This window comes from Lentibacillus halophilus (genome assembly GCF_055395055.1).
The window spans coordinates 115521-129692 of sequence record NZ_AP043750.1 but is presented as its reverse complement, the minus strand read 5'-3'; the positions used below and the strand labels follow the sequence as shown (position 1 = coordinate 129692).

Sequence of the window (14172 nt, the reverse complement as noted above, 5' to 3'; positions counted from 1 at the left end):
AATTTGTCTAATTGCCCACGATAATTATGCGTGGTATACTTTTCCCGACTTAATACGGAGTTTACTGGAATTTCACCTGTAATAACAATAGGCAAACCACTCACTCTATATCAATTTGTAAAGACAACGACTGCTAAAGCAACCAGTATGAGCCATATAAATCTAATTTGGAGGTTATTAAATGGCAAAGTTTTACGCCGTTCGTGCCGGCAGACAAACGGGCGTGTTTACGACGTGGGCGGAATGCGAAGCCCAGGTGAAAGGGTATAAGGGGGCCGAGTACAAGCGTTTTCCTACCCAAGAAGCGGCCGAGGATTATTTGCGTGGTGGCTCTGGGAAGTCTGAAGCGCAACCATCGTCCGCACCTAAAGATCAAATCGATGTTTATGTCGATGGCAGTTATGCAAAAGGACGCTACAGCTGGGCGTTAGCTGTCTATGACAAGGACGGGCTGATTCATAGTGATGCCGGTATAGGGACCGACGCGAAAGCCGGATCAATGAATAATGTCGCAGGGGAACTAGCGGCAGCCATGCGTGCAGCCAAATGGGCCAGATCCAACGATAAATCCATTGTGATTCATCACGATTATCAAGGAATTTCCAGCTGGGTGGACGGATCGTGGCGGGCAAAAAATGATATGACACAAGCGTATCAATCGTTTATGACCAACTACCGTGATATTGTATCCTTTAACAAGGTTGCCGGACATACCGGTGTGGAAGGCAATGAACTCGCTGATCGGTTAGCCAGAGAAGCACTTGGGATTTGATCGCATACCAGTACCAGTCAATCTTTCAACGCTATGAGAAATTGTACTCGGCTATAACAACCTTGTATCAGGAGGCACCGGACGAATCGTGAACGTATTTTCCTTCCTTGTCACCCCATGTTTCGATATGAGGGTATAGTAGCCCCAATTCCCTCCTTTTTTTCGATAGTAGAGTGACCAAACAAAAAATCATGAACGGAAAAGGTGCTATTTTATGCCAACATTTATTATCATTGGAGCGGGGATTCTCGGTGCTTCTACGGCCTATCACTTAGCAAAACAAGGAGCAGACGTGACATTAATCGACCGGAATGATCCGTCTCAGGCAACAGCTGCTGCGGCCGGGATTGTATGCCCGTGGCTGACCAATCGCCGCAACAAACCTTGGTATCGCTTGGTAACAGAAGGCGCCAAGTATTACCCCGCGCTAATACAAAAATTAGAGAACGATGGGGAAATGGAAACGGGGTATGCCAGGGTTGGAGCGATCAATATTTTCGACACGAAAGAAAAGTTAAATAATAAAATGGATCTAGCCCGTCAGCGCCAAGCGAACACACCGGAAATGGGCGATGTCACGGCATTATCCCCCGCTGAAACCAAGGCATTATTTCCACCAGTGTCCGACGGCTATCGGGCCGTGCACATAAGTGGTGCCGCCCGGGTCAATGGAAGTGCTCTGTGTGATGCCCTGATCCGCGGTGCTGAGAAAAACGGAGCTTCTGTTATTCGTGGCAATGCTTCGCTCATGTCTCAGGGGTCGACAATAACGGGGGCAACAGTAAACGGCGAAAACTATTATGCTGATCAGGTGATCGTAACCGGTGGAGCGTGGGCCAAAGATTTACTGACCCCTCTTGGTAAAAACGTGTTAGTAACCCCGCAAAAAGCGCAGATCGTCCATTTGAATATACCGCATACCGATACCGCATCTTGGTCCGTTTTGATGCCTCCTTATAACCAATACATGCTCACATTTGGAGGCGGAAAAGTCGTTGTCGGTGCTACCCAGGAAGATAATGCAGGATTTGATGAACGGGTGACCATGGGGGCGGTGCACGAAATGTTTGATAAAGCGTTAAAGGTAGCGCCCGGTTTATCGTCAAGTACGTATGTGGAAACAAGAGTGGGATTCAGACCATTCACGCCGGGACATTTGCCGATTATTGGTCCGGTTCCCCATACGGAAGGTTTACTGATCGCCAATGGCCTTGGTGCTTCCGGTTTAACAAGCGGCCCTTATTTGGGACTGGAGTTAGCTAAGTTAGCACTCGGCCAGCCGACCGATTTGGATTTAGACGATTATGACGTGACAAGCGCATTTGGCTAGAAAAGATTATTTCATTGCTATTTGTAAAAAGTGCCATGTGTCGAACCGGATGATGTATGGCACTTTTTTAATTCAATAGACGATGATATAAGTGAGTATCCATTCCTTCAACAGATTTCCTTTTAATGGAATAGCTTCTCCCCTTTCGATAAGAGGCTCGAACCAAATATCCTGTAATCAGGCGGCAAGAAGGTTATCTTTATCAATCAGAAACCGCTTCCCGCTCCTCATTTTCCATCTGTTGCTCACTAGGCATGTTGGATACAAATACGCCCAGCAATGTAATAATGCCGCCTACGATAGCCGATACAGCAGGTGTTTCCCCTAACCAAAACCAAGCGATGAGAAAGGCAAACACTGGCGTTAGGTACAGGGAGCTTGTGGCTTCGGCGGCCCCTGTTTTGGATGTCACATACGCGATGGCAAAGTACGGTATCACCGTCGGAAAGAGGCCCAAATAAACAACGACCATCGTAACGTCCAAGGGAGCCTGGATGATTTCCGAGCCAAGCCCAGGGGAAAAGATTAGCATACAAATCGTGCCGCCCCAAATGGTATACATGGTGAACGGGAAGAAGCCATATTTTGTTAAATACGCATTTTGGAAAACGAAATAGATGCTTTCGGACAGAGCAGCTATCAAGATGAGAATGACGCCTGTATTAAACGACAAGTCACCCAAAGAACCGCCCAAAGAAATAAACGCGACGCCGATGATGGCAATACAGGCGCCAATCCATCCGTGCATTTTAAACCGTTCCCGAAAAAAGATAACCGCCATAATCGCCGTAAAAATCGGTGTTGTGGAAACGAGCAGACTCGCTGGCCCGGCGCTGACGGTTCGTTCGCCATAATTTAGCGCGACATGATAAACGGCAAATGCTAAAAAGCCGAGCAATAGAATGATAGGAACGTCTTTTATTTTCGGTAGAGGAATTTTTATAAACCAAGCAACCACCAGTAAAGCAAGCGACGCAACCAGTAAGCGCAGCAGAGAAACGTGGGTTGGTGTATAAGCTGTGAGCGCCATTCGGATACCGGGAAATGCCGAAGCCCACAGGATAATAATGAGCAAATGGGCGATGATAATATTGAATCGAAATGTCGTCTGCATCGGATTGACCTCCCTCTTTTAGCAACCACTTTATTCAGATATTTCTCATTTTAGGGCGGGTTTGGTAAAATGTCTGCAACCAGTTAATACGTAAAAACCCAACCAGTTACCAAAGGGAGTTCACATATGAGCAAGCCGAAATACGCCGTCATTGTCGAGTATATTAAGGATAAAATTGCGAAAGCGGAATGGGCGATTGGCAGTCAAATCCCGAGTCAGCGGGAACTTGCCAGCCAATTTCAAGTCAACCGGAGCACGGTCATTACGGCCCTGGACGAATTGATGGCTGACGGGCTGATTGAAGGAGTGGCCGGTAAAGGAACTATTATTACCAATAATACGTGGACGCTGATGGGGCGCCACGCTGCTGTTAACTGGAATGACAATGTTGCCTTAGGGATTCATCAAGCCAGCATGAACATGGTACAGGAAATCAATGAGGCGGAATCGGATCCACATTTTATCCAGTTAAGCAAAGGCGAGCTGTCCCCGGACATGTTTCCATTGCAAACAATGAAATCGATTGTTCGGAACGTTTCAGAGAAGCTCATCCCGTTTGGCTATGAGGAACCACAAGGAAATCGATTTCTGCGGGAGTCGATTGCCGATTACTTGAGCGAGAGAGGGGTGGATGTATCCCCGTCGTCCGTTCTAGTCGTATCAGGGGCGCTGCAAGCACTGCATCTCATTTCGATTGGTCTGCTGCAGCAAGGCTCAACGGTGTTTTTGGAGAAACCGTCGTACGTGCAATCTCTGTCTGTTTTCCAATCGGCGGGAATGACCTTGAAGCCGATACCAATGGATGCGGAAGGGTTGCGTCTGGACATGACTTCACCGGTCAAGCAAAAAGGCAAACACGTTTTGTACACGAATCCGACTTTCCATAACCCGACCGGTACCCTAATGCCTGAACAAAGGCGGCGGGAACTTATGGCCGTTTGTGAAAAACAACAGCTGCCCATTATCGAGGACGACGTTTACCGTGATTTATGGATCGATGCGCCACCACCGCCATCATTAAAATCCAACGATAACTATGGCAATGTGCTGCATCTTGGCAGTCTGTCGAAAACGTTGAGTCCCGGTTTGCGCATCGGCTGGGTGGTCGGCCCGGAATCTGTCATTTCCCGGTTGGCGGATTTGAAAATGCAATCGGATTATGGGTCAAGCACCTTATCGCAGCTCGTTGCAGCGGAATGGCTGGCCAGTGGTGCTTACGATGATCACCTCGGTCATGTACGAAACGACCTGACCATTCGCCGTCGCGCTGTTTTGGAAGCGCTGGAAACCTATTTGGGGGATGATGCCGAATGGGAGATTCCCCGAGGCGGCTTTTTCATTTGGGTACGACTCAACGCAGCCCATCACACCGGCCGCTTATTCCAAAAGGCCTATGCCAGGGGGATCATTCTTAATCCCGGAAGCATCTATGCCGCCCCAAACGGGCAGTACATACGAATGTCTTACGCAAACGCCGGGCTCGAGGAATTGGAGGAAGGCATCTACCAATTGGGACAGCTGATGAAACAGGGGTGAGCGAACCTATCGCAGGATGTCGTCGGATAAGGGCCCGGCACGCGGTTGATTAAGACCTCGCCATCCGTTTGTTTCCCTTGTTACAGCACCTTCACATCCAACGTGCGGATAAAGGTGACAAAAGCGTTAATGATATTCATTTGCAGCGAATCTTCATGATAATACATCCACGTTTTGCGTGTGATTGGGTTGCCGGACGGATGATGCAGCGGTTTTACGACCAATTCCGGATAGGGCCGCACAACAAGGTTGGCCAATACCGCATAGCCAAGCCCGTTGATAACCATTTCTTTGCACGTTTCCACCTGGTTGACCTGTATGTTGATATTGGGATGCTGCTTATAGGTGTTGTACCACCAGCTGTCGATGATATGCCGCATTTTGTCGTCGGTGTCATAGTCGATGCGCGGCAAATGGGGCAGATCCTCCCATGTAAATTCCCACGGCGATGCGATGCATATATCTTCTTCGTACAACAAATCTTTATGGCTTTTCCAGCTGTAATCCCCTTTGATGAAGCTTATATGGACGTCATGATTCAGAATGAGCCGGTACATGTCGCTGCTCCAGCCGGTGACGACTTCGAACTCGACATTGGGATACGTTTGTTTGAACAGACGCAGCAACTTGGGCATTTTATTTCGTGCAAAAAAATTGGAAACCCCTACCCTTAACGTACCGGCGACATGCGATTTCATGTTGTTCAGTTTTTCCTCGATTTTCATTTGTTCCTGAAGCATATGTCTCCCGTGACGGGCAAGCACTTCTCCCTCGGGGGTAAAGGCAATGCCTTTTTGTTTCCGGAGGACGAGTTTAACCCCGTAGTATTCCTCAAGGTTTCGAATTCGTGACGTTAATGTAGGTTGGGATAAAAACAGATGTCTGGCGGCCTGTGTGATATTTTCTGTCGTATATAGCGCATCGAGCATTTCCCAATCTTGACGTTTCATGTTAATCCCCCTTGGCTTCACAGGTATAGAAAAACATAATGGCTAATAATTAAAATTATATATTTTTCTGATTGCTATTTCAATTGTATAATAGATTCAACAATTATTTGCCGTAACAGTTGGGGTTTCTTTTTGTGACGTGAAAAGGGGTGCAACAATAAATAGAGGAGGTTCATCATGCAAAAAGATGATGCTTTTGTACCAGGATTGGAAGGCGTTATTGCGTCGGAAACAGCTATTTCGCTTTTGGATACGGAACAGGAGCAAATTATTATCAGGGGTCATGACTTGATTGATTTGTCTGCACAAAAGACATATGCAGATCTGGTGTATTTGCTGCTCGAGGGAACCTTGCCGTCGGATGCTGAGCGTCAGGCGGTGGAAGAAACGTTGAAAGCCAATTATAAGGTGCCTGACACGGTTACGGACATTCTGCAATTGCTACCGAAAGGAACCCACCCGATGGACGGGCAACGTACCGCTATATCGGTCTCGGCCGGATATGACACGACACTTGATGACCGCTCGCTCGAGGCGAATAAGAAACGGGCCTACGATATTTTGGGTCAGCTGCCGGCGATAACCGTGAACAGCTACCGGATTCTTAATCAAATGGAACCAATCGATCCGGATCCGACCCTTCCATACAGCGCCAATTTTCTATACATGATCACAGGTAAACAACCGACAGCTTTGGAAGCGTCTATATTTGACCGATCGCTTCTATTATATAGTGAGCACGAGATGCCTAATTCCACATTTACATCCCGGGTCATTGCATCGACGCATTCCGATATGTATGGGGCGCTGACGGGAGCGGTCGCGTCATTAAAAGGCGATTTGCACGGCGGCGCCAATGAGGCAGTGATGACGATGCTTCGTGACGCTGAATCGGTGGATGGTTTTGTCCATCGTCTTCAGGAAAAACTGAAGCGCAAGGAAAAGATTATGGGCTTTGGGCATCGTGTGTATATGAAAAAAATGGACCCGCGTGCGCTGAAAATGAAAGAATCGCTGAAGCAGCTGTGCGATCAACAAGGCGACTCGCTGCTCTTGGATATGTGTGAAGCCGGCGAAGAGCTCATGGCCCAGGAAAAGGGGCTGTATCCGAATTTGGATTACTACGCTGCGCCGGTCTATTGGATGCTTGGTGTTCCGATTCCGTTGTACACACCCATCTTTTTCAGTTCGAGAACGGCCGGGCTGTGTGCGCACATTTTGGAACAACATGAAAACAATCGGCTGTTCCGGCCAAGGGTGAAATACACTGGCGAACGGAATTGATAGAGACATAGATTCCCATTTACAAACAATGAGAAGACCAGTGAGGTGCACTGAATTAGGGATCAACTCACCTGGAGAAAGGAAGCTGACGATGGCAGAAATAAAAGAAAAACAGACAACAGATGCTCTATTGGAAGAGATTGCTGACTATGTGTTAAACAAAAATATTACGAGCGACGAGGCGTTTTCAACAGCTCATTATGTACTGATGGACACATTGGGATGTGGTATTCTGTCGCTGAATTATCCGGAATGTACAAAACTGCTGGGGCCGATTGTACCGGGGACAGTAGTGCCTAAAGGGACACGTGTGCCTGGGACACCGCACGTCCTTGATCCGGTACAGGGGGCATTCAATATTGGCACCATGATTCGCTGGCTTGATTATAATGATACGTGGCTGGCCGCAGAATGGGGGCACCCATCTGATAATCTCGGTGGTATTCTGGCCGTTGCGGATTATGTGAGCCGGGAACGTGCTGCTAGAGGTCAGGTGCCGATCAAGGTGAGAGATGTGCTGGAGATGATGATCAAAACGCATGAAATCCAGGGCATTCTCGCTTTGGAAAACAGTCTGAACCGCGTCGGACTGGATCACGTATTATTTGTTAAGGTGGCGACAACGGCCATGGTCACGAAGATGCTCGGTGGCGGGTATCAGGAAATTATTAATGCGATATCCAACGCTTGGATTGATAATGCCAGCCTGCGTACGTATCGTCATGCACCGAATGCCGGTTCCCGCAAATCATGGGCTGCCGGAGATGCCACCAGCAGAGGTGTCCGTCTCGCTATGATGGCGGTTAATGGGGAAATGGGCTATGCAACAGCTTTAACAGCACCGGACTGGGGCTTTCAGGATGTCCTCTTTAACAAGCAGGACCTCACACTCAGTCAGCCGCTTGATAGCTATGTGATGGAAAATGTTCTATTCAAAGTATCTTACCCAGCGGAATTCCATGCGCAGACAGCTGCTGAAGCCGCTATACAGTTGCATCCGCACGTGAAAGATCGCTTGAATGATATTGAGCGGATCACCATTACCACGCATGAATCGGCCATAAGGATCATCGATAAACAAGGCCCCCTCCATAACCCGGCGGACCGTGATCACTGCATCCAGTATATTACAGCCATCGGTTTGTTAAAGGGCGATTTAACAGCGGATGATTATGAAGCTGAAGCAGCCGCTGACCCGGCAATCGATGCATTACGGGAGAAAATGGTTTTGCAGGAAGATGAGGCCTATACGAACGATTATTTGAATCCGGATAAACGTTCCATCGCCAATGCGGTTCAGGTTCATTTTAACGATGGGACGGCTACCGAAAATATTGCCATTGAGTATCCATTGGGGCATCGTTTTCGCCGGGAAGAAGCCTTACCGAAAATACGGGAAAAATTTGCATACAATTTGTCCACAATATATGCGCAAAAGCAATTGGATGATATCCAGGAAACAAGCGTTGACTACGAAAAACTGACAGCAATGCATGTTCATAATTTTATGGATTTGTTCGTCCATTAACAAGGAGGCTGCAATATGGTATGGATTGTCGATCAGTCATCGTCACAGGAAGAACTGGCCAATCAATTCAAAACATTAATCAAACAGGAATCGATTTTACAAATCCCCGGCGCCCATGATGCGATGGCCGCGCTCGTCGCCAAAAAGACCGGATTTTCATCGCTGTACCTATCCGGTGGTGCCTACACAGCTAGCCAGGGACTGCCTGATTTGGGCATCGTTACTTCTACTGAAATGGCCGAACGTGCCAAGGAATTGGTCCGGGCTGCCAATTTGCCGGTTCTCGTTGATATTGATACCGGATTCGGGGAAGTCCTGAACGTCGCCCGCACGGCAGTGGAAATGGTGGAGGCCAAAGTCGCAGCCGTACAGATTGAAGATCAACAGCTCCCGAAAAAATGCGGTCATCTCAACGGCAAACAACTGGTAACGAAAGAAGAAATGGCGCAAAAAATCAAGGCGATCAAAAAAGCGGCACCGTCGTTGGTGGTCGTTGCCCGCACCGATGCGAAGGCGATCGAAGGAATTGACGCGGCCGCTGAACGGGCGGCATTTTACGCGGAATCCGGCGCTGATGCCATTTTCCCGGAAGCCCTGAAGACAGAAGACGAGTTTCGTATATTTGCCGAGAAGCTGGATATTCCGCTGCTTGCCAATATGACCGAATTTGGCAAGACACCGTATTTCACGGCACAACAATTTGAGGATATGGGCTTCAGCATGGTCATTTATCCAGTCACCTCGTTACGTGTGGCGGCCAAAGCGTACGAGCGCATATTCCAGCTCATCATGGACGAAGGCACTCAGAAAAACGGGCTTTCCGACATGCAGACGCGTGAGGAATTGTACGAGATCAATTCATTGGCCGAATTTGAAGCCCTTGATGACACGATTGCCCGAACCGTTCTGGATGATGAACATAAGTAATTTTTAAACGGCGTAGTTGCTCTCCAACATAGCAGCTGCGTCGTTTGAATATGTTTTCCGTTATTAAAAATTAAACAGGAACATTTGTTTGCCAAATTGTTTCATGTTACAATCAAGTTAGACATACATCCTTGTATTGCTCCTATCATATATAAGGACGTGATCGAGTGACACGAGTTGCCCTGTACAATCCTGGAAGCGCAAGCCACGTAAAAGAGGACCAAAACCACTACGCTAAGGAAAGGAAGGAGAATGACGGTAGGAAACAGTCAAAGGTGCTTAAACGCATCCCGCTGGAACGACTCATGGATTTAAAGGTGGATTACGCTTTTAAGCAACTTTTCGGGAATGAAAAAAATAAAGACTTGACCGTTATTTTCCTGAACGCGATTTTGCAGAAAACGGGGCGGAATCGAATTAAGGACATATCCTTTGAAAATACGGAAATCGCCGGGGAATACATGGATGATAAGCAATCACGATTGGACCTGTTGGTTGTGACCGAAGCAGACGAGTGGATAAACGTAGAGATTCAATTCACCAATCAGTATGATATGGTGAAACGATCGCTGTATTATTGGTCCAAAGCGTACGTTCATCCCTTGGAAAAAGGCATGGCTTATTCGGAGTTACGTCCTGTCATTGCCATCAATATTTTAAACTTTAATCTGTTTCGTGAGACGGAGCGCTTCCATACCTCGTATCATTTGTACGACGATGAGCATCAAGTCAAATTGACTAATGTGATGGAGTTTCATTTTATAGAAATGAGTAAATTAATAAACGATTGGAAACGGGATGAATTGGATCCATGGAACAGTGTACTGGCAAGATGGCTGCTTTTGCTTGGTATGGTTGATCACCGAAACGGGAAAATCTATGATGATATTTACCATGAATTGGAGGAGATCGCGTTGACGGATGAATCATTGCGGGAAACGTTCCATAATTGGGAAGAGCTGAGTTCGACACAGGAACAGCGCCTAAAGTACGATTCGCGGTTAAAACAGATTATGGATGAAGAAGCAGCAAAGCGTGAACACGAATTGCGAATGCAACAGGCAGAGCAAGAGAAACAAGAGGCAGAACGAAGGATGCAAGAGGCAGAGCAAAGCAAGCAAGAGGCAAAGCAAAGCAAGCAAGAGGCAGAGCAAAGCAAGCAAGAGGCAGAACGAAGAAAACAAGAGGCAGAACAAAGTAAGCAAGAAGCAGAACAAAGAAAACAAGAGTTCGAACGGGGTAAACAAGAAGCAGAACAAAGGAAACAAGAGCTGGAGGAAAAGGAACAAACACTGAGAGAAAAGCAACAAGAGCTGCAAAGGAAACAGAAAGCAGGGCCAATAGAACAACACGACCGAACGGCAGAACAAAGCACAAAAGAAGGCATCGCCCGTAACCTGCTTGAACAAGGAATGGACTTAACGTTCATTGCAGATTCCACAGGTTTGAGCTGGGATACCATTACAGATATCGAACGTGGCATGAAAAAATAAGCCAGTGCTTCTTTTCATTCCAAATTTATTTGCATCACAAAAAAGGCTGGGATAAAAGACGTTTAGCCAAATGAAAATCCGAACTATGATTCGCAAAAGATCTGAATCAGTTCGGATTTTTCATTTAGCGTAGGAAAAACACGGAGACTCCTGCGGGATGAAAAGCCTAGATAAGACCCCGCAGTGCGATAAGCACGAGGAGGCTTATCAGCGCCCGCGGCAAAGAAGACACTGTGAAAGCGACCAAAGGAAGCTTGAACAGATGTCGCGCTTGTGCCTGGCAAGGTGAAAGCGTAGTGTTTTTCCGGAGCGGTGACTACGTCTTAACTATATTGTTCGTGTTTAGAAGTAATTTGTTTAGTTATGTCCCAGCCCCTGTTTATATCTTTTCTCGTAACTACAAATTCCCGATCGACAGGTATTTCGTTTCCAGGTAAGGTTCGATACCTTCCTGCCCGCCTTCACGCCCAAGGCCGCTTTCTTTCATGCCGCCGAATGGAGCGTGTGCCGCAGATGGTCCGCCGTCATTCCATCCAACAATGCCGAAGTTCAGATGGTCATGCAAGTACGTGCCGTTGCGGTAGTCGTTCGTAAAGAAATAGGCTGCCAGTCCATATGGCGTGCCATTGGCAATGTCTATCGCTTCATCCAATGTGGAGAAACTCATAATGGGAGCAACCGGACCAAATGTCTCTTCATGCATGATGGTCATGTCCATGTTGATATTTTTCAACACCGTTGGTTTGATAAAGTAGTAACCTTTTTTCTCGTCGGCATCGGTTTCGTTGCCTGTTAGAACTTCAGCACCCTCATTAACAGCATTTTCAATCTGTGCCGTTATTTTATCATACCCTTGTTTGTTAATAATCGGACCGACATCCGTATCGTCTTCCATACCGTTGCCGACCGTCAGCTCTTTCGTTGCTTTCGTCAATTTTTCGGCAAATTCGTCCACGATACTGTCGTGAACAAGAATGCGGTTGGCACACACGCAGGTTTGTCCAGCGTTGCGGAATTTCGCACCAACCGTCTGGGCAACCGCATAATCGATATCGGCATCGTTTGCAACGATAAGTGGCGCATGACCACCCAGTTCCATCGTGACATGTTTGATGGTGTCGGCGCTGTCTTTAATCAATGTTTTACCGACAGGCGTTGACCCGGTAAACGTAATCTTTCGAACGTAATCACTGCCAGTAAATAGATTGCCGACAACTCGTCCACCACCATGGACATATTGAATGGCGTCTTTTGGTATACCAGCCTCATGAGCAAGGTCGATGAATTTCATACCTGATAGCGGCGTTTCTGAAGCCAGTTTAACGATAAAGGTACAACCTGCTGCCAGAGCCGGTGCAGCTTTTCGTGCCATCATGGCTGTTGGGAAATTCCATGGTGTGATAGCTGCAACCAGACCGATTGGCTGATGACTGACAATGATACGCTTGGATTCTTTGTTGGCTGGAATGGTTTTGCCGTAGACCCGTTTAGCTTCTTCAGCGTACCAATCCAAGTAGTCCGTCGAATAAATAACTTCGCCCCGGGACTCTTTCATAGGTTTGCCATTTTCCAATGTCATAAGGTGAGCAATTTCTTCTTTGTTTTCTTTTACCAAGTCGGACCATTGGCGAATGCGTCTCGCCCGCTCGTGCGCATTGATGCTGGACCATTCTTTAAAAGCCTCGTGTCCATTTTCCAAAGCTTGTTTGATTTCTGCCTCCGAGTTATTGCTGACTTCCTGAATAGCTTCCCCGGTTGCGGGATTCGTTACCGTAAATTGATTGGACATGTGTATTCGCTCCTTTATTGTAGTGTTTAACCTGTGTCACATAAAGTGCTAATCCGATGAGGCACCATCCTCCAAGAATAAACCATTCCATAGGCCAAGCCAACGATGAAGGCATGCCAGGAAGATAAAGGGATATAAACGCTATACTTAGAATGATTGCTAATCCCCCAACGGTTCTACCGTATTTAATTTTGTACGGACGTGGTAATGCCGGCTCCGTTTTCCGGAGCTGTAAAAATGATAATGAGACAATCAGATAACCAACAACTATACCGACACCACCGGCATTTACAATCCATTGTAAAGCTGGACGCCCAAGTAATGGTGCTAAAAAGGCGAGAATGCCAAGAAACATAATGGCGTGGGTTGGTGTTTTGTATTTTGGATGAACATAGGCAAACCACTTCGGTATCATGTCACGCGTAGCCATCGCATACAAGATTCGGCTCGCACCAATGATAAAAGCATTCCAGCTCGTGATGATGCCTGCTACTCCTCCAAGAACAAGAATGGTACCGAATAACTGACTGTTAAACAAATTAACCATTGCATCTGCCGTAGCTAATTGGGTGATCCCGAGCTCTTCCTGTGTTAGACCAGTCGTTACACCAAATACAATCAGCAAATAAAAGATAACAGAGGTAATAATGGATACAACAAGGATCGTTCCAATAATCTTCTGTGACGACTTAATTTCGGCAGCCACTTGAGGAATGACGTCAAAGCCGACAAATAGAAAGGGGATCATAATCAGTACGGACATGGTGCCACCCATTCCATTATTAAATAAAGGTTTGACATTTGCAAAATCCCCGCTTGTAAAAGCTCCGAAAACGAGCAACAGGCCAACTGCTACAATAACAATGGTAAAAATGGTCTGCAGAATGGTTGCCGGTTTAATACCAAAGTAGTTTAATCCTGCCATTAATAGGGCACCGATCGAACCGATTAAAGCCCATGTCAGGTATACGTCCCAGCCCCCCAATGTCCATAAATACCCTTGATGGTCCATGGGTAAAATGTAGTCAATGACAGTGGGCAATGCGACTGCTTCGAATGTTATAACGGAAACATAACCAAATAGAACAGCCCATGCTGCTATGAAACCGCTTCTTTTTCCAAAAGCTCTCAATACGAAAATGAGGCCGCCACCGGTTTCTGGGATGGCCGCAGCCAGTTCCGCATAGGTTAAGCCAATAAAGATAACTAATAAACCGCCAATGACAAATGCGATCGTACTACCAATAAATCCAGCTTTTATAATCCATTCACCAGAGAGGACGACCCATCCCCACCCGAGCATAGCACCCATGGCAAGAAAGAGCACGTCCATAATTGACATGGACTTCGAAAATTGGTTGCTCATCTGCTCAACTCCTTTTTGATAAACGATTTAATGAAAGCCTTTTCCAATATGCTCAGACCTTTAAACTGGCCATCAGACAATAG

11 protein-coding genes are annotated in these 14172 nt (G+C 46.9%); 7 read left to right on the top strand and 4 right to left on the bottom strand.

The genetic code is table 11. The features are described 5' to 3' along the window. Positions 1 to 181 precede the first annotated feature (181 nt). The gene (locus ACZ5Q7_RS00585; protein WP_343754189.1) at positions 182 to 772 is read left to right on the top strand and encodes a ribonuclease H family protein; all 591 of its coding nucleotides are present in this window, start codon (positions 182 to 184) and stop codon (positions 770 to 772) included. Positions 773 to 986: 214 nt separating this feature from the next. Continuing rightward, entirely contained in the window at positions 987 to 2102 is a 1116-nt protein-coding gene (locus tag ACZ5Q7_RS00580) for an NAD(P)/FAD-dependent oxidoreductase (protein WP_343754187.1), read from the top strand. Between the two features lie 202 nt (positions 2103 to 2304). On the opposite strand, the gene ACZ5Q7_RS00575 is transcribed toward ACZ5Q7_RS00580, so the two are convergent. Continuing rightward, complete coding sequence (locus ACZ5Q7_RS00575; RefSeq protein WP_343754185.1) at positions 2305 to 3216, bottom strand: DMT family transporter; 912 nt, start codon at positions 3214 to 3216, stop codon at positions 2305 to 2307. Between the two features lie 126 nt (positions 3217 to 3342). On the opposite strand from ACZ5Q7_RS00575, the gene pdxR reads away from it, so the two are divergent. Further along, positions 3343 to 4752 (top strand): MocR-like pyridoxine biosynthesis transcription factor PdxR, encoded by a 1410-nt coding sequence (gene pdxR / locus ACZ5Q7_RS00570; protein WP_343754183.1) that lies wholly within the window; start codon positions 3343 to 3345, stop codon positions 4750 to 4752. An 80-nt stretch (positions 4753 to 4832) separates the two neighbouring features. Here the strand turns inward: pdxR and ACZ5Q7_RS00565 are convergent, their stop codons facing one another. Further along, positions 4833 to 5702: a LysR family transcriptional regulator gene (locus ACZ5Q7_RS00565; protein ID WP_343754181.1), complete on the bottom strand. Its 870-nt coding sequence runs from the start codon at positions 5700 to 5702 to the stop codon at positions 4833 to 4835. A 177-nt stretch (positions 5703 to 5879) separates the two neighbouring features. Between ACZ5Q7_RS00565 and mmgD the strand changes: the two genes are divergently transcribed. From mmgD to ACZ5Q7_RS00545, 4 genes are all read left to right on the top strand, one after another. Beyond that, positions 5880 to 6986: a citrate synthase gene (gene mmgD, locus ACZ5Q7_RS00560; protein ID WP_343754179.1), complete on the top strand. Its 1107-nt coding sequence runs from the start codon at positions 5880 to 5882 to the stop codon at positions 6984 to 6986. Positions 6987 to 7077: 91 nt separating this feature from the next. Next, positions 7078 to 8514 (top strand): bifunctional 2-methylcitrate dehydratase/aconitate hydratase, encoded by a 1437-nt coding sequence (locus tag ACZ5Q7_RS00555; protein ID WP_343754177.1) that lies wholly within the window; start codon positions 7078 to 7080, stop codon positions 8512 to 8514. A gap of 15 nt (positions 8515 to 8529) precedes the next feature. After that, positions 8530 to 9441 carry a methylisocitrate lyase gene (gene prpB, locus ACZ5Q7_RS00550; RefSeq protein ID WP_343754175.1) on the top strand — a complete coding sequence of 304 codons (912 nt, stop codon included), beginning with the start codon at positions 8530 to 8532 and terminating at the stop codon, positions 9439 to 9441. Positions 9442 to 9608: 167 nt separating this feature from the next. Continuing rightward, entirely contained in the window at positions 9609 to 10934 is a 1326-nt protein-coding gene (locus tag ACZ5Q7_RS00545; RefSeq protein ID WP_343754173.1) for an Rpn family recombination-promoting nuclease/putative transposase, read from the top strand. Between the two features lie 397 nt (positions 10935 to 11331). On the opposite strand, the gene ACZ5Q7_RS00540 is transcribed toward ACZ5Q7_RS00545, so the two are convergent. Both ACZ5Q7_RS00540 and ACZ5Q7_RS00535 read right to left on the bottom strand, forming a co-directional pair. Continuing rightward, the gene (locus tag ACZ5Q7_RS00540; RefSeq protein WP_343754171.1) at positions 11332 to 12723 is read right to left on the bottom strand and encodes an NAD-dependent succinate-semialdehyde dehydrogenase; all 1392 of its coding nucleotides are present in this window, start codon (positions 12721 to 12723) and stop codon (positions 11332 to 11334) included. Next, positions 12659 to 14089, bottom strand: a complete 1431-nt coding sequence (locus ACZ5Q7_RS00535) for an APC family permease (protein WP_343754169.1) — start codon at positions 14087 to 14089, stop codon at positions 12659 to 12661. The genes ACZ5Q7_RS00540 and ACZ5Q7_RS00535 overlap by 65 nt, the downstream gene beginning before the upstream one ends. Positions 14090 to 14172 lie beyond the last annotated feature (83 nt).

Bases quoted from the DNA above. Each gene is read 5' to 3' on its own strand.
- prpB (WP_343754175.1), top strand. From the start codon at position 8,530: ATGGTATGGATTGTCGATCAGTCATCGTCACAGGAAGAACTGGCCAAT.
- pdxR (WP_343754183.1), top strand. From the start codon at position 3,343: ATGAGCAAGCCGAAATACGCCGTCATTGTCGAGTATATTAAGGATAAA.
- ACZ5Q7_RS00580 (WP_343754187.1), top strand. From the start codon at position 987: ATGCCAACATTTATTATCATTGGAGCGGGGATTCTCGGTGCTTCTACG.
- mmgD (WP_343754179.1), top strand. From the start codon at position 5,880: ATGCAAAAAGATGATGCTTTTGTACCAGGATTGGAAGGCGTTATTGCG.
- ACZ5Q7_RS00535 (WP_343754169.1), bottom strand. From the start codon at position 14,089: ATGAGCAACCAATTTTCGAAGTCCATGTCAATTATGGACGTGCTCTTT.
- ACZ5Q7_RS00555 (WP_343754177.1), top strand. From the start codon at position 7,078: ATGGCAGAAATAAAAGAAAAACAGACAACAGATGCTCTATTGGAAGAG.
- ACZ5Q7_RS00575 (WP_343754185.1), bottom strand. From the start codon at position 3,216: ATGCAGACGACATTTCGATTCAATATTATCATCGCCCATTTGCTCATT.
- ACZ5Q7_RS00585 (WP_343754189.1), top strand. From the start codon at position 182: ATGGCAAAGTTTTACGCCGTTCGTGCCGGCAGACAAACGGGCGTGTTT.
- ACZ5Q7_RS00565 (WP_343754181.1), bottom strand. From the start codon at position 5,702: ATGAAACGTCAAGATTGGGAAATGCTCGATGCGCTATATACGACAGAA.
- ACZ5Q7_RS00540 (WP_343754171.1), bottom strand. From the start codon at position 12,723: ATGTCCAATCAATTTACGGTAACGAATCCCGCAACCGGGGAAGCTATT.